Genomic DNA, 21,170 nt, shown 5'->3' with positions numbered 1-21,170 from the left:
CCTTCAGCTCTGGCCGTTCAGCTCTGGCCGGCCCGACGGCGTCGGTAGAGCGCGGCCGCGGCGAGCGTCAGCGCGGACACGCCGGCCAGGCCGGCGTTGGTCACGCGGTCGCTGCTCTTGGGCGCCTTGCTCCCCATCGGGTTGGGCTTGCCCGTCCAGCTGACCACGTCGATCCCGCGGTGGATGTCGTTGGTGGCCAGGTAGTAGGTGCGGGTGCCGTCGGGGTTCCTGGTGATCTTGAAGTCCTCCGCGGCCCAGGTGTTCGTGTTGGGCAGGGTGAAGGAGGCCCGCTCCTCGAACTGGAGGTTGCCCTCCCGGTCGACGTAGTAGTCGACGATCTTGATGCCCTGGCTGTAGTAGGCGGCGATGAGGCGCTGCTCGCCGGGCACCTGCTCGATGACGTGGATGTCGCAGAACGTCTCCGCGGGCACCACGGCATCGCTGATGTAGACCGCCTTGTCCCCCGTCGGGGTGGTCGCGTAGTCGATGTTGCGCGGGTCGGAGATGTCTAAGGCGTGCGCGCCGCCGTTGCCGAAGGGGTTGTCGATCCCGGGTGAGCACGACGCGCCCGGAGGCACGATGCCGCCGCCGCGCTCGTCGGTGACGAACATGAATCGCTCGTCCGGCGTGGGGTCGGCCTCGTGGGAGACGGCGACCGCGTCGTCGGAGTGGGCGAAGATGTTGGTGTTGCAGGTGCGGGTGTCGCTGCCGGGAGCGCAGTCGCGGCCGGGGTGCTGGTAGAAGCCGAGCATCTTCCAGCCGGAGGCATGCTCGGTCGACTCCAGGCCCTTGCCGCTGCAGTCGGTGACCTGCGCCCCGGTACCGGTCCCCTCGACGACCTCGCAGTCCAACGCCTGTCCACGGACCCGGCCCTTGCGGTCGGTCAGGCCGGACACGTCGAGGATGACCGTCGCGTTGAGGGCGGCGCAGTAGAGCCGCTTGCGGGCGTAGGTGATGTCGTGGCACGTCGCCGAGCCCGGCTCGAGCTTGCCGGTGTCCTGGTCGCGCTGCTGGGTCCAGTGGTCCTCGAGCTGGATCCGGGAGATGCGCGGCCGGCACTCGGAGCGTCGCTTGTCGGTGCTCCACTTCGCCTTGCCGAAGCAGGAGCGCATGTCCATGACGTCGATCCAGTTGCGCCCGGAGAAGTCCGAGGCGCTGCTGTAGACGATCCAGGGGCGGCGCTGGTCGAGGGTGTTGGTGTGCGAGTAGCCGGGGAAGCGCACCAGGTGCACCTCGCGGGGCTTCTCGGGATCCGAGGCGTCGATGATCTCGATGCCACCGCCCTTCGGGTCGTGGCAGCGGCCGGTGGCGTCAGTGGTGTCGGTGACGAGGGTGACCTTGCCCCGCTCGGCGATCTGGGTGTCGTGCTGGAGTCCCGTGACGCTGGTGCTGGCGGGGGCGCAGTGGGCGCTGCCGTGGTCGGCCCGCCAGGTCGGCTCGACCTTGCCGCCGTCGGTGAGCTGGATGAAGCGCTGGCCCACGGACCCGGCCACGTCCTGCCCCAGGGTCCCGAAGGCGCCCCAGATGTCGGAGCTGCCGGCGGGGGTGAAGAACTCCAGGTCGGTGCCGCCGCCGGTCAGCGCGGGGTTGGCCACGCCGGGGAAGTTGGCCAGGTGCTCCCAGGTGCCCTCACCGCGCTCGATCCCGGAGACGACGACGCCCTCGGTGGGCGCCAGCGGAGTTTGGGGATCGGTGTGGTCGGCCACAGCCGGGGCGCTCACGGCCGTGAGGCCGAGCACGACGAGGACGGACGCTGCGGTGGTGGCAGCCCGCATGAGGCTCTCCTTCGGGGCGAGGGGTGGCCGCGGCTCGTCGCGGTCATCCGGTCCCGGCTCAACGAGCGACTGTGCCATGGGTCACGCCGGGGCCTAGGGTGTGCCGGTGCTCCGCGCCACGTACGACCTCACCGAGGCGGTGCCCAGCGCGCATCCCGTCCAGGCCCACCCCCACGTCGAGGTGCCGCTGCTCGTCGTCGTGGTCGGTGTCGCGGTGGTCGTGCTGCTGCTGGCGACGCTGGTCCGGTTCGGTCCGGTCGCGACCGGGGACGACCCGGTCGCCTGGTCGTGGCAGGACCCGGTGCGCGGCCGCGAGCTGCCCGGCCGGGTCCTCGGCGTCACCGCGCTGGTGGCCGCGGTCGTGGCGGGCCGGTTCGGGAGCCCCGAGGAGCTCGACAACCTCGCGTCGTCCCTGGTGGTCGGCGCGGGCTGGCCGCTGCTCGTGCTGGGGTGTCTCGTGGTGGGCCGGCTGTGGCGGTGGCTGGACCCCTGGGACAGCCTGGCGCGCCTGCTGACCCGAGGTGAGCGGTCCCAGCCCGCCGAGCACGTGTGGCCGGCGGTCGGGGTGGCGGTGGGGCTCCTCTGGTTCCTCTCGGTCTACCCGCGTCCCCTCGACCCGCGCGCCGTGGGTCTGGTCCTGGCTGGCTACACGGTCCTGACGCTGGCGGGCTGCCTGGCCCTGGGCCGGGCACGCTGGCTCAGCTCGGGCGAGCCGGTCGGGCTGGTGCTCTCCTGGGTCGGCCTGCTGCCCCGTCGCCGGCTCCGGCAGTGGCACCCGCCCGCCGGGGCCGGCGTGCTGCTCGCGGTGGTGACCGCCGCAACGCTCTTCGGCGTCTTCAGCCGTACCGAGCTCTGGACCACGATCGCGCCTGACACCTGGCCCGTCTGGTCGGGCACCGTCGGGCTGCTGGCCAGCTGCGGGCTGGCCGCCGGGGTGGTCGTGCTGAGCGGTCGGGTGTCGCGGTCGGCGGAGCAACGCGCGGCAGTCGTGCGGGCGCTGGTGCCGGTGGCGGCGGCGGTCGTCCTGGCCGTGGCGCTGGAGCGCAACCGGTTCTTCACGAGCGTGCAGCTGCTGCCGCAGCTTCTCGGTGACCCGCTGGGGCGCGGGTGGGAGGTCCTCGGCCTCTCCGGCATGACGTTGAACCCGGACCCGTTGGGAGCGGCCGGGGTCGTCTGGTTGCAGCTGGGACTGGTGACGGCCGGTCACGTGGTGAGCGCGGCCGCCGCGCCCCGACCGCTCGAGGGCGACGACCGGTTGCCGGTGATCGCGGTGCTGGCGGTCAGCGTCGTGGTCTCGGTCTCGGCGCTGGCCCTCCACTGACCCCTCACCGCCTAGGCTCGGGAGCGTGACCACCCTGCGAGAGCCCTCCGAGCGCGTCGACCGGCGCGCCGTCCTGATGTGGACCCTGGGCGCGCTCGGCAACAGCGTGTTCACCTACGTCGTGCTGCTCGTCGTGGCCCTGGTCTGGGACGCCGTGCCGTTCCGGTGGTGGGCGGCGGTGCTGGTCGCGCTGGCCTTCGCCGTCTACAGCGTCCTGATGCCGCGGTGGCGCTACGCCGTGCACCGTTGGGAGGTCACCGACACGGCAGTCCACACCCAGGTCGGCTGGTGGAGCATCGAGCGGCGGATCGCGCCGATGTCGCGGATCCAGACCGTCGACTACGAGGAAGGCGCTTTCGCCCGTCTCTTCGGGCTGGCTGCGGTCACCGTCACCACGGCCTCGGCCGCCGGGGCGATCGCCATCGAGGGCCTCGACAAGCACCTGGCCCGTCGGCTGGTCGACCAGCTGACGGTCCGGGCCGACGCCGTGGCGGGGGACGCCACGTGACGGAGGGCGAGCAGGCTCAAGCGCCCGTCCCTGCACCGCCGCCACCCGAGACCGAGACCGAGTGGCTCCGTCTGGACCCCCGGATGCTGCTGGTGCACCCGGTCCGCGAGGTCCTCCGCTTCCTGCCCGTGATCATCGGGCTGTTCGTCGCCGGGGCAGCCACCCGTGACGGCACCGGCCGCCTGCAGCTGCTCGGGATCCTGGTGCCGGTGGCGCTCGGCCTCGTGCGCTACTGGACCACCTCCTACCGGATCCACGCCGACCGGGTGGAGCTGCGTCGAGGGCTGCTGTCGACCAGCACGCTGGCCACGCCCCTGGACCGGGTGCGGACGGTGGATCTCACCGCCTCGCCCATCCAGCGGGTCCTCGGGCTGTCGACGGTCCGAATCGGGACCGGCACCGCGGCCCGGCTCGACGACGGCGGGCTCGACCTCGACGGCCTCCCCACCCCGCGGGCCCGGGCGCTGCGCCAGCAGCTCCTCACCTCGATCGCCACGCCTGCCGCGGACCCGGAGGGCACCGGAGGCGAGCGGCTCGTGGCCCGCTTCGAGCCCGGCTGGCTGCGCTTCGCGCCCTTCACCTCCGCGGGCTTCGTGATCGCGGCCGGCCTGATCGGCGTCGGCAGCCAGGTGCTGGACCAGGTCGGGTTCTTCGAGGACGTCGACGAGGCCGCGTGGGAGGGGCTGTGGGCCCGCGTGGGCGTGGTCGCGGTCCCGGTGGTCGTGCTCGGCCTGGGGGTGCTGGTGGCGGCTTTCGCGGTGCTGGGCTACCTGCTCACCAACGGCAACTTCGCGGTCAGCCACACGCTGCCCGACGGGTCGTGGCACGTGCGGCGGGGGGTGCTGACGACGCGGGAGACCAGCCTCGACGACGACCGCCTGCGCGGGGTGTCCCTCGGGGAGCCGCTCGGCCTGCGACTGGTCCGTGGCGGACGGCTGAGCGCCATCGTCACCGGCCTCGACCGGAGCGAGTCCGGCAGCTCGGCGCTGCTGCCACCGACACCGCGGGCTCTGGTGCAGCGGGTGGCCGCCGAGGTGGTGGGCACGGCCGAGCCGGTGCACGCCCGATTGGTCGACCACGGGCCCCGGGCCCGGGCCCGGCGCTACGTCCGGGCGATGGTCCCGGCGGTGGCGGTGGCGGCGGTGCTCGTCACGGCGGCCGCCGTCGACGGGCTGGTGTGGCCCGCGGTCCTCGCCGCGGTCGTGGTGCTGGCGGCCCTGGGTCTCGGTCACGACCGGGCCCGGTCGCTCGGACACGCGCTCGTCGACGGCTGGCTGGTGGCCCGCTCGGGCAGCCTGACCCGGCGTCGCGACCTCCTCGCGACCGAGGCGGTCATCGGCTGGAACCTGCGCTCGACCTGGTTCCAGCGGCGTGCCGGTCTGGTCACCCTGGTAGCCACCACGGCCGGTGGCCGCCAGTGGGTCGCGATCCCCGACGTGCCCGAGCCGGTCGCCGTCGAGGTGGCAGTGAACGCGGTCCCGGGGCTGGTCGACCAGTTCCTGGCGACGGATCGGGGATTACCAGCCGGGGGAACGGCGCCGGTACGGTGAGGGCAGACTTCACGCCGGGCTGAGCACCGGCGTCGCCCGCCTCGACGGGCCCCTCCCCCGACCATCTCCGGCCGGACCGTCCTCACGCAGTGACACCGCGGCCGACGTACGCCGAACGGAGCCCTGCCGTGAGCACGACCGTGCCCGCCACCGCCCCTGACCACCCGACCGTCCGTGCTGCCCTGCGCTCCCCCGGGCTGCTGCGCACCGAGGTCCTCGCCGGCCTCGTCGTCGCGCTGGCGCTGATCCCCGAGGCCATCTCCTTCTCGATCATCGCGGGCGTCGACCCCCGGGTGGGCCTGTTCGCCTCCTTCACCATGGCCGTCTCGATCGCCTTCCTCGGCGGCCGGCCGGCGATGATCTCCGCCGCGACGGGCGCGATCGCCCTGGTGATCGCGCCTGTCGCCCGCACCTACGGGCTGGACTACCTGATCGCCACGGTGCTGCTCGCCGGCGTGCTCCAGGTCGTCCTCGGACTCGCCGGGGTGGCCCGGCTGATGCGCTTCGTGCCGCGGTCGGTCATGGTCGGCTTCGTCAACGCTCTCGCGATCCTGATCTTCCTCGCCCAGGTGCCGCACCTCGTCGACGTGCCGCTGCTGGTCTACCCGATGGTGGCGGTCGGGATCGCGACGATCGTGCTGCTGCCACGGGTCACGCGGGTGATCCCCTCCCCGTTGGTGGCCATCGTGGCGCTCACCGCGTTCACCCTCGTCGGCGCGGTCGCCGTGCCCGACGTCGGTGACGAGGGCGAGCTGCCCGAGAGCCTCCCCGCGCTGGTGGTCCCGGACGTCCCGTGGACCCTGGAGACGCTGCGGATCATCGCGCCGTACGCCCTGGCCATGGCGCTCGTGGGGCTCCTCGAGTCGCTGCTCACCGCTCGGCTCGTCGACGACGTCACCGACACGCGGTCCGACAAGAGGCGCGAGGCCTGGGGCCAGGGGGCGGCCAACGTCATCACCGGCTTCTTCGGCGGCATGGGCGGCTGCGCCATGATCGGCCAGACGATGATCAACGTGAAGACGTCGGGGGCCCGCACCCGGCTCTCCACCTTCCTCGCCGGCATGTTCCTGCTGCTGCTCGTCGTCGGCGCCGGCGACCTCGTGGCACAGATCCCGATGGCGGCCCTGGTCGCCGTCATGATCATGGTGTCGGTCGGCACCTTCGACTGGCACAGCATCCGCCTCTCAACCCTGCGACGGATGCCCCGCTCGGAGACCCTCGTCATGGTGACGACCGTGGTCGTCGTCGTCCTCACCCACAACCTCGCCGTCGGCGTCGTCGCCGGCGTGATGGTGGCGATGACGCTGTTCGCCCGCCGGGTCGCCCACGTGACCCGCGTCCGCCGCGAGCTGGTCGAGGACACCCGGGGCGGCGCGTCCGCCCGCTACACGGTCACCGGCGACCTGTTCTTCGCCTCCAGCAGCGAGCTCGACGGTCACTTCGACTACGCGGGTGACCCGGAGCGCGTGGTCATCGACCTCTCCCGCTCCCACGTCTGGGACGCCTCGACCGTGGCGGCCCTCGACGCCATCACCACGGCGTACGCGCGGCGCGGCAAGCGGGCAGAGATCGTCGGGCTCACCACCCACAGCGCCGAGCGCCACCAGCGGCTGAGCGGCTCGATGCCTCCCGCCTGACCCCTCGCCCGCCCCGCGCCCGGCCAGCGGACGCGTGGGCGTGGGCGGCGACGCGGCTCGATAGCGTGAGCCCATGTTCTCCAAGGTGCTCGTCGCCAACCGCGGCGAGATCGCGATCCGCGCCTTCCGGGCGGCCTACGAGCTCGGCGCGCGGACGGTGGCGGTCTTCCCCTACGAGGACCGCGGGTCGGAGCACCGGCTCAAGGCCGACGAGGCCTACGAGATCGGCGAGCGCGGGCACCCGGTCCGGGCCTACCTCGACCCCGCGGCCATCGTCGACGTGGCGGTGCGCTGTGGAGCCGACGCCGTCTACCCCGGCTACGGCTTCCTGTCGGAGAACCCGGCGCTGGCCGAGGCCTGCGCCGACGCCGGCATCACGTTCGTGGGCCCCCACGCCGACGTGCTCACGCTCACCGGCAACAAGGCCCGTGCCATCGAGGCCGCCAAGGCGGCCGGCGTACCGACCCTCCGGTCGGTGGCTCCCGGCACCGACGTCGACACGCTGGTGGCGGCGGCCGAGGACATCCCGACCCCGCTCTTCGTCAAGGCGGTCGCCGGTGGCGGCGGGCGCGGCATGCGCCGCGTCGACGAGCGGGACCAGCTGCGCGAGGCGGTCGAGACCTGCATGCGCGAGGCGGAGGGCGCCTTCGGCGATCCCACCGTCTTCATCGAGCAGGCTGTCGTCGACCCCCGACACATCGAGGTCCAGATCCTCGCCGACGGTCACGGTGAGGTGATCCACCTCTTCGAGCGCGACTGCTCGGTGCAGCGACGCCACCAGAAGGTGATCGAGCTGGCACCCGCGCCCAACCTCGACCCGGGGCTCCGCGACCGGATCTGCGCGGACGCCGTCAGCTTCGCCCGGGAGATCGGCTACCGCAACGCCGGCACGGTCGAGTTCCTGCTCGACCCCGAGGGCAACTACGTCTTCATCGAGATGAACCCGCGGATCCAGGTCGAGCACACGGTGACCGAGGAGGTCACCGACGTCGACCTGGTCCAGTCACAGCTGCGGATCGCCTCCGGCGAGACCCTCGCCGACCTCGGGCTGTCGCAGGACACCGTGCGACTACGCGGCGCCGCGCTGCAGTGCCGCATCACCACGGAGGACCCGTCCAACAACTTCCGGCCCGACACGGGCAGGATCACGACCTACCGCTCCCCCGGCGGCGCCGGGATCCGGCTCGACGGCGGCACCACCTACACCGGCGCCGAGGTCTCCGCCCACTTCGACTCGATGCTGGCCAAGCTCACCTGCCGCGGCCGGGACTTCACGATGGCGGTCGACCGGGCGCGCCGAGCGGTCGCCGAGTTCCGGATCCGCGGGGTGTCCACCAACATCCCCTTCCTGCAGGCGGTGCTCGACGACCCCGACTTCCGGGCCGGCCGGGTGACCACGGCCTTCATCGAGACCCACCCGCAGCTGCTCACCGCCCGCGGGGTCGGCGACCGCGGCACCAAGCTGCTGCGCTACCTCGCCGACGTGACCGTCAACCAGCCGCACGGCGCCGCGACGGTCGACCTCGACCCCGCCACGAAGCTGCCGCCGCTCGACCTCCGCGTGCCCGCCCCGGACGGCTCACGCCAGCTGCTGCTCGACGTCGGGCCGGAGGAGTTCGCCCGCCGGTTGCGCGCCCAGGAGCAGGTGGCGGTCACCGACACCACGTTCCGTGACGCCCACCAGTCACTGCTCGCGACGCGGGTCAGGACCCGCGACCTCGTCGCCGTCGCCGGCCACGTGGCCCGGATGACCCCGCAGCTCTGGTCGCTCGAGACGTGGGGCGGGGCGACGTACGACGTGGCGCTGCGGTTCCTCGCCGAGGACCCGTGGGAGCGGCTGGCGGCGATGCGCCAGGCCGCGCCCAACCTCTGCCTGCAGATGCTGCTGCGGGGCCGCAACACGGTCGGCTACACGCCCTACCCCACGGCGGTCACACGCGCCTTCGTGGAGGAGGCCGCCGCCACCGGGATCGACGTGTTCCGGATCTTCGACGCCCTCAACGACGTCGAGCAGATGCGCCCGGCGATCGAGGCGGTGCGCGAGACCGGCACCACGGTCGCGGAGGTGGCCCTGTGCTACACCGGCGACCTCTCCGACCCCGCGGAGTCGCTCTACACCCTCGACTACTACCTCGCCCTCGCCGAGCGGATCGTCGACGCCGGTGCCCACGTGATCGCCATCAAGGACATGGCGGGTCTGCTGCGCGCTCCGGCGGCGCGGACGCTGGTCACCGCGCTCCGGGAGCGGTTCGACCTGCCGGTCCACCTGCACACGCACGACACCCCCGGTGGCCAGCTGGCCACCCTGCTCGCGGCCATCGACGCAGGTGTCGACGCCGTCGACGGCGCCAGCGCCCCCATGGCGGGCACCACCTCGCAGCCCTCGCTGTCGGCCCTGGTGTCGGCGACCGACCACGCGGCGCGCGAGACCGGCCTCTCGCTCGAGGCGCTGTGCGAGCTCGAGCCCTACTGGGAGGCCGTGCGCCGCGTCTACGCGCCCTTCGAGTCCGGCCTGCCCTCGCCGACCGGGCGGGTCTACACCCACGAGATCCCCGGCGGCCAGCTCTCCAACCTGCGCCAGCAGGCGATCGCGCTCGGCCTGGGCGAGAAGTTCGAGCAGATCGAGGACATGTACGCCGCCGCCAACGACATCCTCGGCAACGTGGTCAAGGTGACGCCGTCGTCGAAGGTGGTCGGCGACCTCGCCCTCCACCTCGTCGCGGTCGGCGCCGACCCGCAGGAGTTCGCCGAGTCGCCGGGGAAGTTCGACATCCCCGACTCGGTCATCGGCTTCCTCAACGGCGAGCTCGGCGACCCGCCGGGCGGCTGGCCGGAGCCGTTCCGCAGCCGGGCCCTCGAGGGCCGCAGCTGGGAGTCGCGGACCGAGGAGCTCACCGACGAGCAGACGGAGGCGCTGGCCGGGAGCGAGGCCACCCGCCGACGTACGCTCAACCAGCTGCTGTTCCCGGGCCCGACCCGCGAGTTCGAGGAGTCGCGCGAGCAGTACGGCGACACCTCCGTGCTCCCGACGCTCGACTACCTCTACGGGCTGCGCAACGGTGAGGAGCACCGTGTCGACATCGAGGAGGGCAAGACCGTCCTCTTCGGGCTCGAGGCGATCGGCGACCCGGACGAACGGGGCTTCCGCAGCGTGATGGCGACCATCAACGGTCACCTCCGGCCGGTGTCGGTGCGCGACCGCTCGGTGTCCGCGGAGGTCGCGGCTGCGGAGAAGGCTGACGCCTCCCGGCCGGGCCACGTGGCCGCGCCCTTCCAGGGCGCGGTGACGCTCGTGGTGTCCGAGGGCGACGCGGTCGCAGCCGGCGACACGGTGGCCACGATCGAGGCGATGAAGATGGAGGCCGCGATCACGGCACCCGTGGCGGGCACCGTCGAGCGCCTGGCCATCGCCGGCACGCAGCCGGTGGACGGCGGGGACCTCATCCTCGTGATCGGCTGACCGCGACGACCTGCGGCCGACCGTGGCCGCACCTCCGTTCGCGCGGCTTCCTCAGGCCGGGTGGTCGGCCAGGGCGGCGGCAGTGAGCTCGTACAGATCAGCGTCGAGGCGGCGTACGCCGGGCACCTTCGCCAGCGCTCCCATGGACCGCGTGTTGTCCGGGTCCACCCCGATGACCACCCGCTCGTGGCCGCCGCGGCCGAAGAGGTCGCGGGCGGCTGCGAGCCCGGCCTCGACCGCGAAGCCGCTGCCCCAGTGGTCGGGGTGGACCACCACGCCGATCTCGAGGACGTCGGGATCGACACCGCTCCCCTCACCGATGGGCGCCACCTCCACGAGGGCGACCGGCTCACCCTCGTGCAGCACCAGCCACGAGCCGACGCCGTGGTCTCGCCAGCTCGCCAGCCGCCGCGCAAGCCGTTCCGCCATCCGCTCGCGTGGCAGTGCCTCGCCCGTGCCGGTGGTCGGGACGACGGCCGGCGCGTTCCGGATGGCCAGCAGCACGTCGAGGTCCCCAGCGAGGACAGGGCGCAGCACCAGCCGGTCGGTGGTGAGGCGGAGCGTCACAGCCGGAGCCTAGGACCGCCGCCGCGTGCGCCGCACCCGCATTCCGCTCACGCCCAGTCGCGGTGCTCGCGGCCCGCCACCAGGTCGGCGACGCCCTCCTGGAACCGCGGGCAGGTGGCGATGTCGTGAGCCCGGCAGCGCATCGCGTGCTCGGTCATCGCCCGGGAGCGCTCCATGTCGGCCATCCGGCGGTCCAGGTCCACGAGATGTGCCTCCAGCACCCGGTGCCGGTCCTCAGCCCCGGAGTCGAGCAGCACCAGGATCTGGTCGAGGTTCATGCCGGCTGCCTTGCTGCGGACGACCACGGCGATCCGCACCAGGTCATCGTGCCCGTAGCGTCGTCGACCTCCCGCGTCACGGCGCGGCGCCAGCAGGCCGACGTCCTCCCAGTGCCGCAGCACGTGGGTGTCCAGGCCGAAGCGGGCGGCCATCTCGCCGATCGACGACAGCTCGGGCTCGCCAGCACTTGACTTCATGTTGACATGAAGTCAGATCCTCCTGTTCATGGCAATGTCTCCTCTCACCCATGACGCGGTGGTGATCGGCGGTGGACCCGCCGGCCTCCAGGCGACCCTCACTCTCGCCCGGGTGCACCGACGGGTCCTGATGCTGGACTCGGGCCGCTACCGCAACGACCCGGCGGCCCACCTCCACAACTTCCTGACCCAGGACGGCACCCCGCCGGCGGAGCTCCGCCGGGTCGCGCGGAAGGAGCTGACGGCGTACGACACGGTGGAGGTGCGCGACACCGCGGCCGCCGTGGTCGAGCCCGTCGACGGCGGCTTCCGGGTGGAGCTCGACGACGGGCCGGTCGTTGCCCGCGGGGTGGTGCTCGCCACCGGCCTGCGCGACGTCCTGCCGGAGATCCCCGGCGTGCAGGGGCTCTGGGGCGGCGTGATCGCCCACTGTCCGTTCTGCCACGGCCACGAGCTCGCCGGACAGGACGTCGCCGTGGTCGGGGCCGCCGCCCACATCGGCGCGATCATGGCGCCGGTCGCCTCCTCCGTCACGATGCTGGAGGAAGTGGCGATCGAGCGCGTGGAGCCCAGCGCGGTGGGGGCGCGGGTCGTCCTCGCCGACGGCACGACGCCCGAGTTCGGCGGGGTCTTCGTGGCGACCCGGACCGTCCAGGCGGCGCCGTTCGCCGAGCAGCTGGGGCTCGCGATGCTGCCCTCCGGGTGCGTGGAGGTCGACGCCATGGGGCGCACCAGCCTCCCCGGTGTCCATGCCGCCGGGGACATGGCGCACGTGGCCGCCATGCCCATGCCCATGGCGTCCGTCCTCGCTGCGGCCGCCTCCGGACAGGTCGCGGGCGGGGCGATGGTCGCACACCTGTTGTGAAGAAAGGACGCCCGGTGGCGTGACAGAACGTGCCTGGCCGGGTACGACCTGGACATGAACAGCGGTCTCTTCGGGGTGATCCTCACGATCGTCGTGATGCTGGCGATCGCGGTGTTGATCCTGCTCTTCGAGAAGCGCCGAGCGCGCGAGATCCAGCGCGACCTGGGCCGCCGCGACGGCGACGAGCAACCCTGAGCAGGACGCGCCCGTGGGCCGGGACCCAGCGGCTAGCCGGAGGTGCCGCCGGCGCCCCCCAGCCAGTGGCCGGGCTCGTCGTAGGTCTGCTCCTTGCGACACCGGGCGCACCGGCGGAACCGGTAGGACCCGTCCTCGCTGCTGGCCACCCGCCACCGGTGCAGCGAGAGCCGGCAGCGCAGCGGTCTACGCACGGACGGTTCCCCGACGACCCGGTCACGTGCCGTGACCGCGGCCCGCAACGCGGGCGCGCACCAGACCACGCCGAGGGTGTGGCGCACCTGTTCACGCGGCGAGAGCCCGTAGAGCTCCGCCACCAGCTCGCGCCGCCACCGGTCGCGGGCGGGACCCCGGGGCAGCAGCCACGACGCCACCCCGGTGGCCCTCACCGACCACCGGGCAGGTCGTCCCGCCACCGGTTCCATGACGACTCCTCGTCGCCGGCTGACTGTGCGCCTCAGAAGTCGACGAACCCGAAGCGGGGCTCGTCGTAGTCCTGCTCCTTGCGGCACCGGACGCACCGGCGGAACCGGTAGGACCCGTCATCGCTGCTGGCCACGCGCCACCGGTGCAGTGAGAGCCGGCAGCGGATTGCCTTGTTCGTCATCGTCTTCCCCCTTCGGTGCCGTCCCGGCGCCGCGACCGCGGCCCGGGATGCGGGACTCGCGCCCGCTCACGACGGCTCCGGCGACGGCCAGGGGCGCCCGAGCCCGACCTGGCGTGGGCGATGCGCTCGCGCCAGTGCGGCACGGGCGCTCGCGACGCCGGTTGCTGTCACGCGGTAGTAGCGACGAGCCGGACGGCCGGCCTCGCTACCGTCGACGTCCTCCCAGCGCGACTCCACCCAGCCAGCGCCCTCCAGGCGCGCCAGGATCGGGTGGACCGTGCCGCTGGCCAGCCCCGCCGCGGTACCGATCTCGTAACCGTGGACCTCGGCGTCCGGGTCGGAGAGCAACACCTGCAGCACGAGCTGGGTCGGGATCGTCATGCGCAGTCCCATGGCTCGTACTCTACCTAGGGGCTAGGTAGAGGACAACCCAACACGGATCGCGATTTTGCCGTGGTCGCGCCCCGACGCTGCCCCGCACCTCCCCCGCCGGACCAGGACGGCACCGCTCAGGTCTCACCGCCGAGGCGCAGCGTCTGCAACCGCCGGCCGGCGTACGCCGTGGCGCCGACCGCGACCACCAGCAGCAGCACGACCGCCGTCGACAGGTCGACGGCCGAGGAGACCCCGAGCGCCGGCGCGGAGTCACCGAGCACCCGTTCCACGACCGCCAGCGACCATTGCTGCACGCTCAACGCCTGGGCGCCGGGGACCAGCCCCCCGACGAGGGTCTCCCAGATCAGGGCGTAGATCAGCCCGACCACGACGGCGTTGCGCGTCAGCACCGCGAGGGCGAGGAAGAGGGCGGCATAGGTGGCGCCAGCCGCGGTGACCCCGAGCCCGAAGGCCAGGACCACGGTCCCGGATGCACCGAGCACCGCCCCGGCCGCCAGGGTCGGCAGCACCCCGAACGCGGCGATGACCCCTACGGCGACCGCGAGCTTGGTCACCACGATGCTGTAGCGGTTGAGCGGCTTCGCCAACAGGTAGACGATCGAGCCCTCGTCGATCTCCGGACCGATGGCGCCGGTCCCGGCGATCAGCCCGAGCAGGGGCATCATGACCGCCAGGGCGAACCCGCCCAGGAGGTTGGCCGCCAGCACGGTGCCGAGCTCGGCCTCGAGGTCGGGCTCGAACCCCGCCAGCACCCGCGCCAGGGTGCACAGCGCCAACAGGGCCAGGGGGAGCAGGGTCAGCAGCAGCGTCCGCTTGCGACCGAGCAGGGTGCGCGCGGTCAGCCGGGCGACGGTGGGGTTCATCAGCGGCTCACCAGGTAGGCGAAGACGCTCTCGAGCGACTCGTCTGCGGGGTGGACCTCGAGCAGCCGGATCCCCTGGCGCGACGCCACCCGGGGCAGGGCCCGGACGAACGCCGCGAAGTCGGTCGCCTGCACGTGGACCGCGGTCGCTCCGTCCCTCCCGGTGACCAGCTCGACCCCGGAGGTGCTCGGCTCGGCGATCACGGCCGAGGCCAGCGCGCGGTCGTCGTCGGAGCGGATCGTGTACTGATGCGGTCGCTGCGTCATCAGCCGGCGGATCTCCCGGAAGTCACCGGAGGCTGCGTGCCTGCCGGCCACCATCACCTCGATCCGCCCCGCGATCTGCTCGACCTCCTCGAGGATGTGCGAGCTGAACAGGATGGTCCGGCCCTGCTCCCCCAGGTCGTGCAGCAGGTCCATCAGGTGCAACCGCTGGCGGGGGTCCATCCCGTTGAACGGCTCGTCGAGCAGCAGCACCGCGGGGTCGTGGACCAGCGCGGTGGCCATCTTGATCCGTTGCTTCATGCCCTTGGAGTAGGTCCGGATGTCCCGCTCCTGCGGCTCGGTCATCTCGACCGTCGCGATCGCCCGCGCGGCCGCGGCCTCCGGGTCGCGCAGCCGGTGCAGGCGAGCGTTGGCCAGCACGAACTCCCACCCGCTCACCGCGTCGTACATCTCCTCCCGCTCGGGCACCAGCCCGATGTCGCGGTAGATCTCGGGATCGCGCAGCAGCGGCCGCCCGTCGAGCGTGACGGTGCCGGCCGACGGCGCGAGGAACCCCGCCATCATGTGGATCAGCGTCGACTTGCCCGCCCCGTTGGGCCCGAGCAAGCCGGTCACCCCGGCGTCGAGGCGCATCGTCACGTCGTTGACCGCGACCACGTTGCCGAACCAGCGCGAGACCTGGTGCAGGTCGACCGTGCTCACGACAGGGCCCTGCGGTAGCGGGCGACCAGCGCGCCGTACGCCGCGGCGACGAGCGCCGCCCCGGCCAGGCAGAAGACCGCCCCCGTCAGGGCTCCCTCGGGTGGCGTCGCCATCACCGACTCCCCGCCCAGCGGCCCCGCGACCACGCCGTCGACCAGCGTGAAGGGCGAGATCAGTCCGACGTAGCCGGCAGCGGTGTCGCTGCCGAACTCCTCCACGAGGGCCCGCACGGTTCCCTGGATCCCCGTGAGGACCAGCAGTACCCCGACGACCGCGGCCACGCCGAGCCCACGGCGGGGGGTCATCGCGGCCACGACCAGGCCGATCCCCGCCAGGACCAGGGACAGCACGACCGCGCCGCCCAGGGAGCGGAGGTAGTCGGGCAGCTGGTCGCGCAGCGGCAGCTCGGCGAGGAGGGCGCCGGCGAGCAGCATCGTGAGCGGCAGTGCCGTGACGACCAGCAGCGCAGCCGTCATGCCGGCGTACTTGGCCTGCACGTACTGCTGGCGGCTGAGCGGCCGGGAGAAGTAGAGCGGCGCCACCCGGAACCGCAGGTCGCGGGACATCGCGGCCGGCGCCTGCGAGCCGAGGAACACGATGACCGCGACCTGGAGGGTGAAGACGTAGTCCGTGTAGCCGAGTGGCAGGTCCCCGAAGCCGAAGTAGCCGGTGACGATGCCGATGATGACGGCCGGCAGCACCATCACCCCCAGCAGCAGGAACGGCATCACCTTCGAGCGTGCCGAGCGGCCCAGCCCGAAGGCACCGCGGAAGGTGTCGACGAAGAGGGACCGGCGGACGTAGGACGCGCCGTGGCGCGGCCCCTCGTAGTGGCGGTAGCCGATGTCGTGGATCGCGCCCGCGGGCTGCTCGTTCACGACGAGAACAGCTCCGTCATCCGGTGTCGCTGCCGCTCGAGCCGGACCAGCCCCATCCCCAGCCCGGCGACCGCGTCCCGCACCAGGTCGTACGTCGCCGGCTCGCTCACCTCGACGAGGACGAGCCGCCCGTCGACCGAGGCCCGCACCCCGGCGCCGGTGAGCCGGTCCAGCAACGTCTGCGGGTCGCCGTCGACCTCCACCGCGACCGTGGCGGTGGCCGCGGTCACCGAGGCCGTGGTGTCGTGCCGCAGCAACCGGCCCCCGTCGATGACGACGACGCCGTCGCAGACGCGCTCCAGCTCACCCAGCAGGTGGGAGGTGACCACGACCGAGATGCCGAACTCGGTGCCGATCCGCCGGACCAGCTCGAGCATGTCGTCGCGTCCGGCCGGGTCGAGCCCGTTGGTGGGCTCGTCGAGCAGCACCAGGTCGGGGTCGTGGACCAGTGCCTGGGCGAGCTTCACCCGCTGGGCCATCCCCGTGGAGTAGCCACCCATGGGGCGGTAGCGCTCCTCGTAGAGGCCGACGTGCCGCAGGGTGTCAGCGGTGCGTTCCCGGGCCGCCGTGGTCGGCAGCCCGGACATCCGGCCCAGGTGGACGACGAACTCGGTCGCCGAGACGTCCGGCGGGAGGCAGTCGTGCTCGGGCATGTAGCCGACCCGGGTGCGGATCGCCGCACCGTCGGTGGCGACGTCGAGTCCGAGCACGCTGGCGGATCCCGTGGTGGCGGGGAGCAGGCCGAGGAGGATCTTGAGCAGGGTGGACTTTCCCGCACCGTTGGCGCCCACCAGGCCGGTGATGCCGGGCCCGACGTCCACGCTGAGGTCGTCGAGCGCGGTCACGCGACCGAACCGCATGGTCAGCCCCGCGGTCCGGATCACCGGTGCTCCTGCGGGGCCATCTCCCGATGGTCGGGGCCTAGCTGCCCGCTGTCCACCGACCGCGGAGGTTCTGCACGGGGTCTTCACGGACCGCGGCTGCCAGCGTGCTCCCGGCGAGCCACAACGGCAGCGCACCCAGACCTGCGTAGCAGACCAGGACCGCGGCGCCGAGGGTCCAGGCGGCGCTGCCCGACGTCTGGGCGAGGGCGACGGCGACGACCGCGACCGACAGCAGCAGCGCGAGCAGGGCGGCCCGCAGGTGGCGCGTCGTGATCGGGGGCGCGGGTGGTGCGGCGACGAGGGTCGCACGGGGGGCGGCGTTCATGGTGCCTCCTGGGGGTTCAGGCCCGTTCACCGTAACCCCACCGGGCCGGGCACGGCAGGGAAACCGCCCACGTTCCGGGACTGCTCACCGCACCCGGAACGTGAACCAGGTCGACTTCAGCCCGAGCGTCCAGCGGAAGGTGTCGCCGCTGACGGTGACCGTGCGCTTGCTGCCGACGAGCCGCAACGACCTGACCCGTCCGCCCCACTGGCCGTTGCCGTCCCGTGCCGTGACCTCGATCCGCCGCAGGTTGCCCAGGGCCGGCCAGGCGCCCTCGATCCGGCGGTCGTCCACCGTCACCGCCCAGTCGTGGTTGGGGTTGCCGGACCAGCCGTCGTACGGGTCGGCCTTCGCCACCTGGTAGGGCACCGCGCCGGCGACGGTCCAGCCGCCGTTGCTCGAGCTGAACTGGGTGAACGCCGGCCCCTTGCCGTGCCGGAGGATCCGGCGTCGGGTGGCGCGGATCGCGGCGTCCGAGGCGGGGTGCTCCGCGGCCACGCCGCCGTAGACCTGGCTGGCCGTGGTGTCGTAGACGTCGAAGGCCGAGCCGCGGGGGTGTGCCCGCTCGTACGCCGCGTAGGTGCGAGCCGCAATCGACTGGGCGCGGACCGCCTCGGGATGCCAGAGCGCGGGCATCTCCAGGGGGACGACCCCGCGCAGGTAGGCCTCCAGCCCGACGGAGTTCACGGTGACCCGGTCCCGCGAGCCGGCGCTGGGGGGCAGTGCCGCGAGCCGTCCGCGGTAGGCGCGCTCCCCGGCCGGGGAGACCAGGGTGACCGTGCCGCCGCTGACGGAGAAGGCGCCGTGGCCCGCGAGCTTGCGCCACGGCCGCCACCGCGTCCCCCTCAGCCAGGAGACCAGGGTGCGGCCGTCCCGGGCCACGGTCGTGCGCCACCGGGTCGTGCTCTTGTCGGGCAGGGTGAGCGACTCGCCCGTGCCGAGGTCGGTGACCCGCAGACCCGAGGTCTTCCGCACGACGAGGTCGTCGGTGGTGTCGGCGGTGAGCAGCACCTCGATCCGGCCGCGTGCCTTCCCCCAGCGCGTCCCCGGGTAGTAGAACTCGGCGATCTCGCGGTGGTCGAGGCCGGCGCGCGCGGCTCCCTCGGCGCCGTACTGCGACATGCCGTGACCGTGGCCGTACCCGTGGCCGCGCACCGTGATGGTGGCCGACTTCGGGACCCGCCAGTCCTGGGCGTGGGCGACGGGCGTGCCGAGGAGCACCGACGCGAGGGCGAGCGTGACGATCACGAGGGGGCGCATGGACGGGTCTCCGGGGCGAGAGTGACGGGTGTTACTGCCGTGACATGGCATCACGATCCCCCCGGCCCCGACAGGGGTTCGCCTGAACTACCGGCGTGTAGTTACCCGTACGAGGAACGACCCCGCCGGCCGCACCGGGCGTGCCCGGGCGGCCGACGGGGTCGATCGTGCTGCTGGGTGAGCGTCAGCTCACCTTGACCCAGATGAAGCCCTTCTTGGTCACCTTCTGGATCTTGATCGTCGTGCCCGTCTTGGGCACGTCGACGCCGTACCAGCCCGGCCGGTAGCGCTCGCCCGCGTGGTCACCGTGCTCGTCGCTGTCGAACCACCAGTCCTTCGTGTCGTCGAAGGTGGCGACACCCCGGTTGCCCGGGAGCCGGAAGTCCTCGCCCTGGAAGTGCAGGGTCTGGCCCTTCATGCGCCGCGGCGTGAACGTCGAGTTCCAGGCGTTGATCCTGGGCCGCGCCAACGCGCCGTTCGGCGTGTGGACGAAGCTCGGGTTCGCGTCCACCGGGAGGATCAGGCCCTGGCCCGGGTGGACCCCGACGTTGTTGTCGCTCTGCGAGGTGTCGTAGTAGTTGATGAGCGCACCGGGCTGGTTCCGGAAGAACTCCACCCAGTCACCGCTCTTCTTCTTGGTGCCGCCGAAGTTGTAGAGGTGGCTCAACGGCTTGTCCAGGCCCTTGTACTGCCGGTTCTCGACCATGTACGCGTGCAGGAACTCGTTGGTCTCCGAGCCCGTCGTCACGCGGAACCCGTCGAGGGTCCAGCCGTCCGCACCACCTTCGGCGGTCCCGATGGGGGTCCCGTCGAGCGTGATGTTGTCGACCTGGAAGCCCGGCAGCACGTAGGCGCCGTCGGTCTGGTAGCGCCAGCGGATGGCGTCGGCCGCGGCCGGGACGGTCGCGGTGAGGTCGACCCAGTCACCACCGGTGGTGCCCGAGATGCCGTGGCCGCTGCTGTTGAAGCCGCTCTGGTCCTCGCCGGCGTAGGCCTCGCTGTTGTCGACCTCGACCCAGCTGCCGTCGACCCGGGCCTCGAGGAAGGCGTAGTCCCACCCGTCCTCGATCTCGTAGCGGACCTTGGCCGTCAGGTCGCCGCCACCGGCGACGCCCTTCGCCATCCAGTTGTTGAGGTCGTCACCGGAGTCGCTGTAGTAGTACTGCTCCCCGCAGGTGGCACAGGGGGCCCCCAGCTCGAGCGGGACCTCCTTGTCGGGCAGCAGCGCGATGACCGCGTTGACGCCCCGCTTGGTCGCGGCCTGGCTCGGACGCATCTTGAAGCGGCCCGACCGGTTCGGCATCACGGTGCGGTAGTCCAGCCAGCCCAGGTAGAACTTGTCGTAGGCCCCGAACGGCATGGCCTGGTCGCCGATGCCACCGTCCTCGGGCAGGGTCCCGCGCGACTGGCTCATCAGGGACCACCAGCCGACGCTGTTCTCGGCGCCGGAGGTGTCGTAGTGGTCGGGCAGGCCCAGGTCGTGGGCGTACTCGTGGGCGAAGACGCCCAGGCCACCGTTCTCCGGCTGGATGGTGTAGTCACCCACCCAGACACCGGTCTTGTTGTCCGGCACCATGACGGCGCCGCCGTCGGACGGTCCGCCCTCGCCGATCTCGACCCCGCCGAAGGGCGCGTAGCCCTCGGGGCCGTCGGTGCCGAAGCCGTGGATCTGGGCGTACCAGCGGTGGCTCCAGATCGAGTCCGAGGCGTAGATCGGGTCACCGTCGGCCTGGTCGCCGCCGGCGTGCACGATCTGGAAGTGGTCGATGTAGCCGTCGCGCTCGTCGAAGTTGCCGTCGCCGTCGTGGTCGTAGCGGTCCTGCTGGTCGAACGTCTCCAGGTAGCTCCGGATCTGCTCGTCGGTCCAGCCGGACTCCTTCTTGCCCTCGACCCAGTAGGCCAGGGCGTCACGGATCAGCCACCAGGTGTTGGTGCACACGTTGTCGCCGCAGTAGTCACGGCCGTAGCGCGCCTGGTTGAAGGGGACCTTGACCCACTCGGTCACGTCCCCGTCGAAGGTGTACCGCCCCAGCGACTGGTTCTCGTAGAACTTCCGCATCCGGTTGAAGTACATGTCCTGGTAGTGCGCCCGGTCGTAGTCGGGCTGCCAGTTGGTGCTGTTGTCCAGCTTGCGGTTGGGCTTGGGGATCTCGTTGTGCATCGGCCCGTCGTACTTCTGCGGCGTCCCGTCGGAGGGGTACTTGCACCCGCTCGAGTCGGTGTCGTCGCAGAAGGCCGAGTGGCGGGTGTTGCCGTACTCGACGATGACGGCGAAGATCCGGTCCTTGCCGGTGACGGCCGACCGCGCGTACTGACCCTCGGCGACCCGCTGCACCGTGGCCTTGGAGCCGGTGCGCAGGCGCTTCTGGACCGCGCTGTCGCGCAGGCCCTCGTACTTCCGCTGCCAGGGCATCGACAGGTCGTGCCCGTGCTGGTCACCGCCGACTCGGTCGGGGGCGGCCTGCTGGGGTGCCTGCACGTCGCTGGGAGCGGGTGCCGCTGCGTTCACCGAGCCCGCGGTGAACGGTTGCATCAACGCCGCACTGGTCAGGATGGCTGTCCCGAGCGCAGCTATCTTCTTGCGTTGCATCAATCTCCTCCGAGGAGTTGTCGAGCGGAGGACCTGAGACGTGTGGATCCCCCGTGGATCGTGCGTGTGACGCACCTCCGGCATCCG

The 21,170-nt window shown here is 72.3% G+C and carries 20 protein-coding genes; 7 read left to right on the top strand and 13 right to left on the bottom strand.

The window, feature by feature from the left end:
• Positions 1–17: 17 nt before the first annotated feature.
• Positions 18–1,775, bottom strand: coding sequence for an LVIVD repeat-containing protein (locus K6T13_RS04570; protein WP_222897347.1), 1,758 nt, complete (start codon positions 1,773–1,775; stop codon positions 18–20).
• Between the two features lie 106 nt (positions 1,776–1,881).
• On the opposite strand from K6T13_RS04570, the gene K6T13_RS04565 reads away from it, so the two are divergent.
• From K6T13_RS04565 to K6T13_RS04545, 5 genes are all read left to right on the top strand, one after another.
• Complete coding sequence (locus K6T13_RS04565; protein ID WP_222897346.1) at positions 1,882–3,096, top strand: hypothetical protein; 1,215 nt, start codon at positions 1,882–1,884, stop codon at positions 3,094–3,096.
• 25 nt (positions 3,097–3,121) lie between these two features.
• Complete coding sequence (locus K6T13_RS04560) at positions 3,122–3,604, top strand: PH domain-containing protein (protein ID WP_249423932.1); 483 nt, start codon at positions 3,122–3,124, stop codon at positions 3,602–3,604.
• Positions 3,601–5,154: a PH domain-containing protein gene (locus K6T13_RS04555; RefSeq protein ID WP_222897345.1), complete on the top strand. Its 1,554-nt coding sequence runs from the start codon at positions 3,601–3,603 to the stop codon at positions 5,152–5,154. The genes K6T13_RS04560 and K6T13_RS04555 overlap by 4 nt, the downstream gene beginning before the upstream one ends.
• 128 nt (positions 5,155–5,282) lie before the next feature.
• Positions 5,283–6,791: a SulP family inorganic anion transporter gene (locus tag K6T13_RS04550; protein WP_222897344.1), complete on the top strand. Its 1,509-nt coding sequence runs from the start codon at positions 5,283–5,285 to the stop codon at positions 6,789–6,791.
• A 73-nt stretch (positions 6,792–6,864) separates the two neighbouring features.
• Positions 6,865–10,251, top strand: coding sequence for a pyruvate carboxylase (locus K6T13_RS04545; RefSeq protein WP_222897343.1), 3,387 nt, complete (start codon positions 6,865–6,867; stop codon positions 10,249–10,251).
• Positions 10,252–10,302: 51 nt separating this feature from the next.
• Here K6T13_RS04545 and K6T13_RS04540 read toward each other — a convergent pair whose 3' ends face one another.
• Together K6T13_RS04540 and K6T13_RS04535 are read right to left on the bottom strand one after the other, a co-directional pair.
• A complete protein-coding gene (locus K6T13_RS04540; RefSeq protein ID WP_222897342.1) occupies positions 10,303–10,818 on the bottom strand; it encodes a GNAT family N-acetyltransferase in 516 nt (171 codons plus the stop codon).
• 47 nt (positions 10,819–10,865) lie between these two features.
• Positions 10,866–11,294 (bottom strand): helix-turn-helix domain-containing protein, encoded by a 429-nt coding sequence (locus K6T13_RS04535; RefSeq protein ID WP_222897341.1) that lies wholly within the window; start codon positions 11,292–11,294, stop codon positions 10,866–10,868.
• Positions 11,295–11,322: 28 nt separating this feature from the next.
• Between K6T13_RS04535 and K6T13_RS04530 the strand changes: the two genes are divergently transcribed.
• Positions 11,323–12,159 carry an NAD(P)/FAD-dependent oxidoreductase gene (locus K6T13_RS04530; RefSeq protein ID WP_222897340.1) on the top strand — a complete coding sequence of 279 codons (837 nt, stop codon included), beginning with the start codon at positions 11,323–11,325 and terminating at the stop codon, positions 12,157–12,159.
• Between the two features lie 54 nt (positions 12,160–12,213).
• Positions 12,214–12,354: a hypothetical protein gene (locus K6T13_RS04525; protein WP_222897339.1), complete on the top strand. Its 141-nt coding sequence runs from the start codon at positions 12,214–12,216 to the stop codon at positions 12,352–12,354.
• Positions 12,355–12,386: 32 nt separating this feature from the next.
• Here K6T13_RS04525 and K6T13_RS04520 read toward each other — a convergent pair whose 3' ends face one another.
• From K6T13_RS04520 to K6T13_RS04475, 10 genes are all read right to left on the bottom strand, one after another.
• On the bottom strand, positions 12,387–12,779 hold the full coding sequence (locus tag K6T13_RS04520) for a hypothetical protein (RefSeq protein ID WP_222897338.1): 393 nt from the start codon (positions 12,777–12,779) through the stop codon (positions 12,387–12,389).
• 32 nt (positions 12,780–12,811) lie between these two features.
• On the bottom strand, positions 12,812–12,961 hold the full coding sequence (locus tag K6T13_RS04515) for a hypothetical protein (RefSeq protein WP_222897337.1): 150 nt from the start codon (positions 12,959–12,961) through the stop codon (positions 12,812–12,814).
• Positions 12,962–13,027: 66 nt separating this feature from the next.
• Positions 13,028–13,354: a PadR family transcriptional regulator gene (locus K6T13_RS04510; protein WP_222897336.1), complete on the bottom strand. Its 327-nt coding sequence runs from the start codon at positions 13,352–13,354 to the stop codon at positions 13,028–13,030.
• Positions 13,355–13,470: 116 nt separating this feature from the next.
• Positions 13,471–14,220, bottom strand: a complete 750-nt coding sequence (locus K6T13_RS04505; protein ID WP_222897335.1) for an ABC transporter permease subunit — start codon at positions 14,218–14,220, stop codon at positions 13,471–13,473.
• The gene (locus K6T13_RS04500) at positions 14,220–15,146 is read right to left on the bottom strand and encodes an ABC transporter ATP-binding protein (protein ID WP_222897334.1); all 927 of its coding nucleotides are present in this window, start codon (positions 15,144–15,146) and stop codon (positions 14,220–14,222) included. The genes K6T13_RS04505 and K6T13_RS04500 overlap by 1 nt, the downstream gene beginning before the upstream one ends.
• Positions 15,143–16,024, bottom strand: coding sequence for an ABC transporter permease (locus K6T13_RS04495; protein ID WP_222897333.1), 882 nt, complete (start codon positions 16,022–16,024; stop codon positions 15,143–15,145). The genes K6T13_RS04500 and K6T13_RS04495 overlap by 4 nt, the downstream gene beginning before the upstream one ends.
• Positions 16,021–16,908: an ABC transporter ATP-binding protein gene (locus K6T13_RS04490; protein WP_249423931.1), complete on the bottom strand. Its 888-nt coding sequence runs from the start codon at positions 16,906–16,908 to the stop codon at positions 16,021–16,023. Before K6T13_RS04490 ends, K6T13_RS04495 begins: the two co-directional genes overlap by 4 nt.
• 37 nt (positions 16,909–16,945) lie before the next feature.
• Positions 16,946–17,233 (bottom strand): hypothetical protein, encoded by a 288-nt coding sequence (locus K6T13_RS04485; protein WP_222897332.1) that lies wholly within the window; start codon positions 17,231–17,233, stop codon positions 16,946–16,948.
• A gap of 84 nt (positions 17,234–17,317) precedes the next feature.
• On the bottom strand, positions 17,318–18,493 hold the full coding sequence (locus K6T13_RS04480) for a SpoIID/LytB domain-containing protein (protein WP_222897331.1): 1,176 nt from the start codon (positions 18,491–18,493) through the stop codon (positions 17,318–17,320).
• A 184-nt stretch (positions 18,494–18,677) separates the two neighbouring features.
• Positions 18,678–21,083: an immune inhibitor A domain-containing protein gene (locus tag K6T13_RS04475; RefSeq protein ID WP_222897330.1), complete on the bottom strand. Its 2,406-nt coding sequence runs from the start codon at positions 21,081–21,083 to the stop codon at positions 18,678–18,680.
• Positions 21,084–21,170: the final 87 nt, after the last annotated feature.

It is taken from the genome of Nocardioides coralli (assembly GCF_019880385.1).
In the GTDB taxonomy this organism is placed as follows: Bacteria; Actinomycetota; Actinomycetes; order Propionibacteriales; family Nocardioidaceae; genus Nocardioides; species Nocardioides coralli.
The sequence above is the reverse complement of the archived record's forward strand: the minus strand, read 5'-3'. Positions and strand labels throughout refer to the sequence as shown.

What these genes read in the sequence shown, in the direction of transcription:
- K6T13_RS04570 (WP_222897347.1), bottom strand. Translation starts at nt 1,775, where the DNA reads ATGCGGGCTGCCACCACCGCAGCGTCCGTCCTCGTCGTGCTCGGCCTC.
- K6T13_RS04545 (WP_222897343.1), top strand. Translation starts at nt 6,865, where the DNA reads ATGTTCTCCAAGGTGCTCGTCGCCAACCGCGGCGAGATCGCGATCCGC.
- K6T13_RS04535 (WP_222897341.1), bottom strand. Translation starts at nt 11,294, where the DNA reads ATGAAGTCAAGTGCTGGCGAGCCCGAGCTGTCGTCGATCGGCGAGATG.
- K6T13_RS04530 (WP_222897340.1), top strand. Translation starts at nt 11,323, where the DNA reads ATGGCAATGTCTCCTCTCACCCATGACGCGGTGGTGATCGGCGGTGGA.
- K6T13_RS04525 (WP_222897339.1), top strand. Translation starts at nt 12,214, where the DNA reads ATGAACAGCGGTCTCTTCGGGGTGATCCTCACGATCGTCGTGATGCTG.
- K6T13_RS04520 (WP_222897338.1), bottom strand. Translation starts at nt 12,779, where the DNA reads ATGGAACCGGTGGCGGGACGACCTGCCCGGTGGTCGGTGAGGGCCACC.
- K6T13_RS04515 (WP_222897337.1), bottom strand. Translation starts at nt 12,961, where the DNA reads ATGACGAACAAGGCAATCCGCTGCCGGCTCTCACTGCACCGGTGGCGC.
- K6T13_RS04510 (WP_222897336.1), bottom strand. Translation starts at nt 13,354, where the DNA reads ATGGGACTGCGCATGACGATCCCGACCCAGCTCGTGCTGCAGGTGTTG.
- K6T13_RS04505 (WP_222897335.1), bottom strand. Translation starts at nt 14,220, where the DNA reads ATGAACCCCACCGTCGCCCGGCTGACCGCGCGCACCCTGCTCGGTCGC.
- K6T13_RS04485 (WP_222897332.1), bottom strand. Translation starts at nt 17,233, where the DNA reads ATGAACGCCGCCCCCCGTGCGACCCTCGTCGCCGCACCACCCGCGCCC.
- K6T13_RS04480 (WP_222897331.1), bottom strand. Translation starts at nt 18,493, where the DNA reads ATGCGCCCCCTCGTGATCGTCACGCTCGCCCTCGCGTCGGTGCTCCTC.
- K6T13_RS04475 (WP_222897330.1), bottom strand. Translation starts at nt 21,083, where the DNA reads ATGCAACGCAAGAAGATAGCTGCGCTCGGGACAGCCATCCTGACCAGT.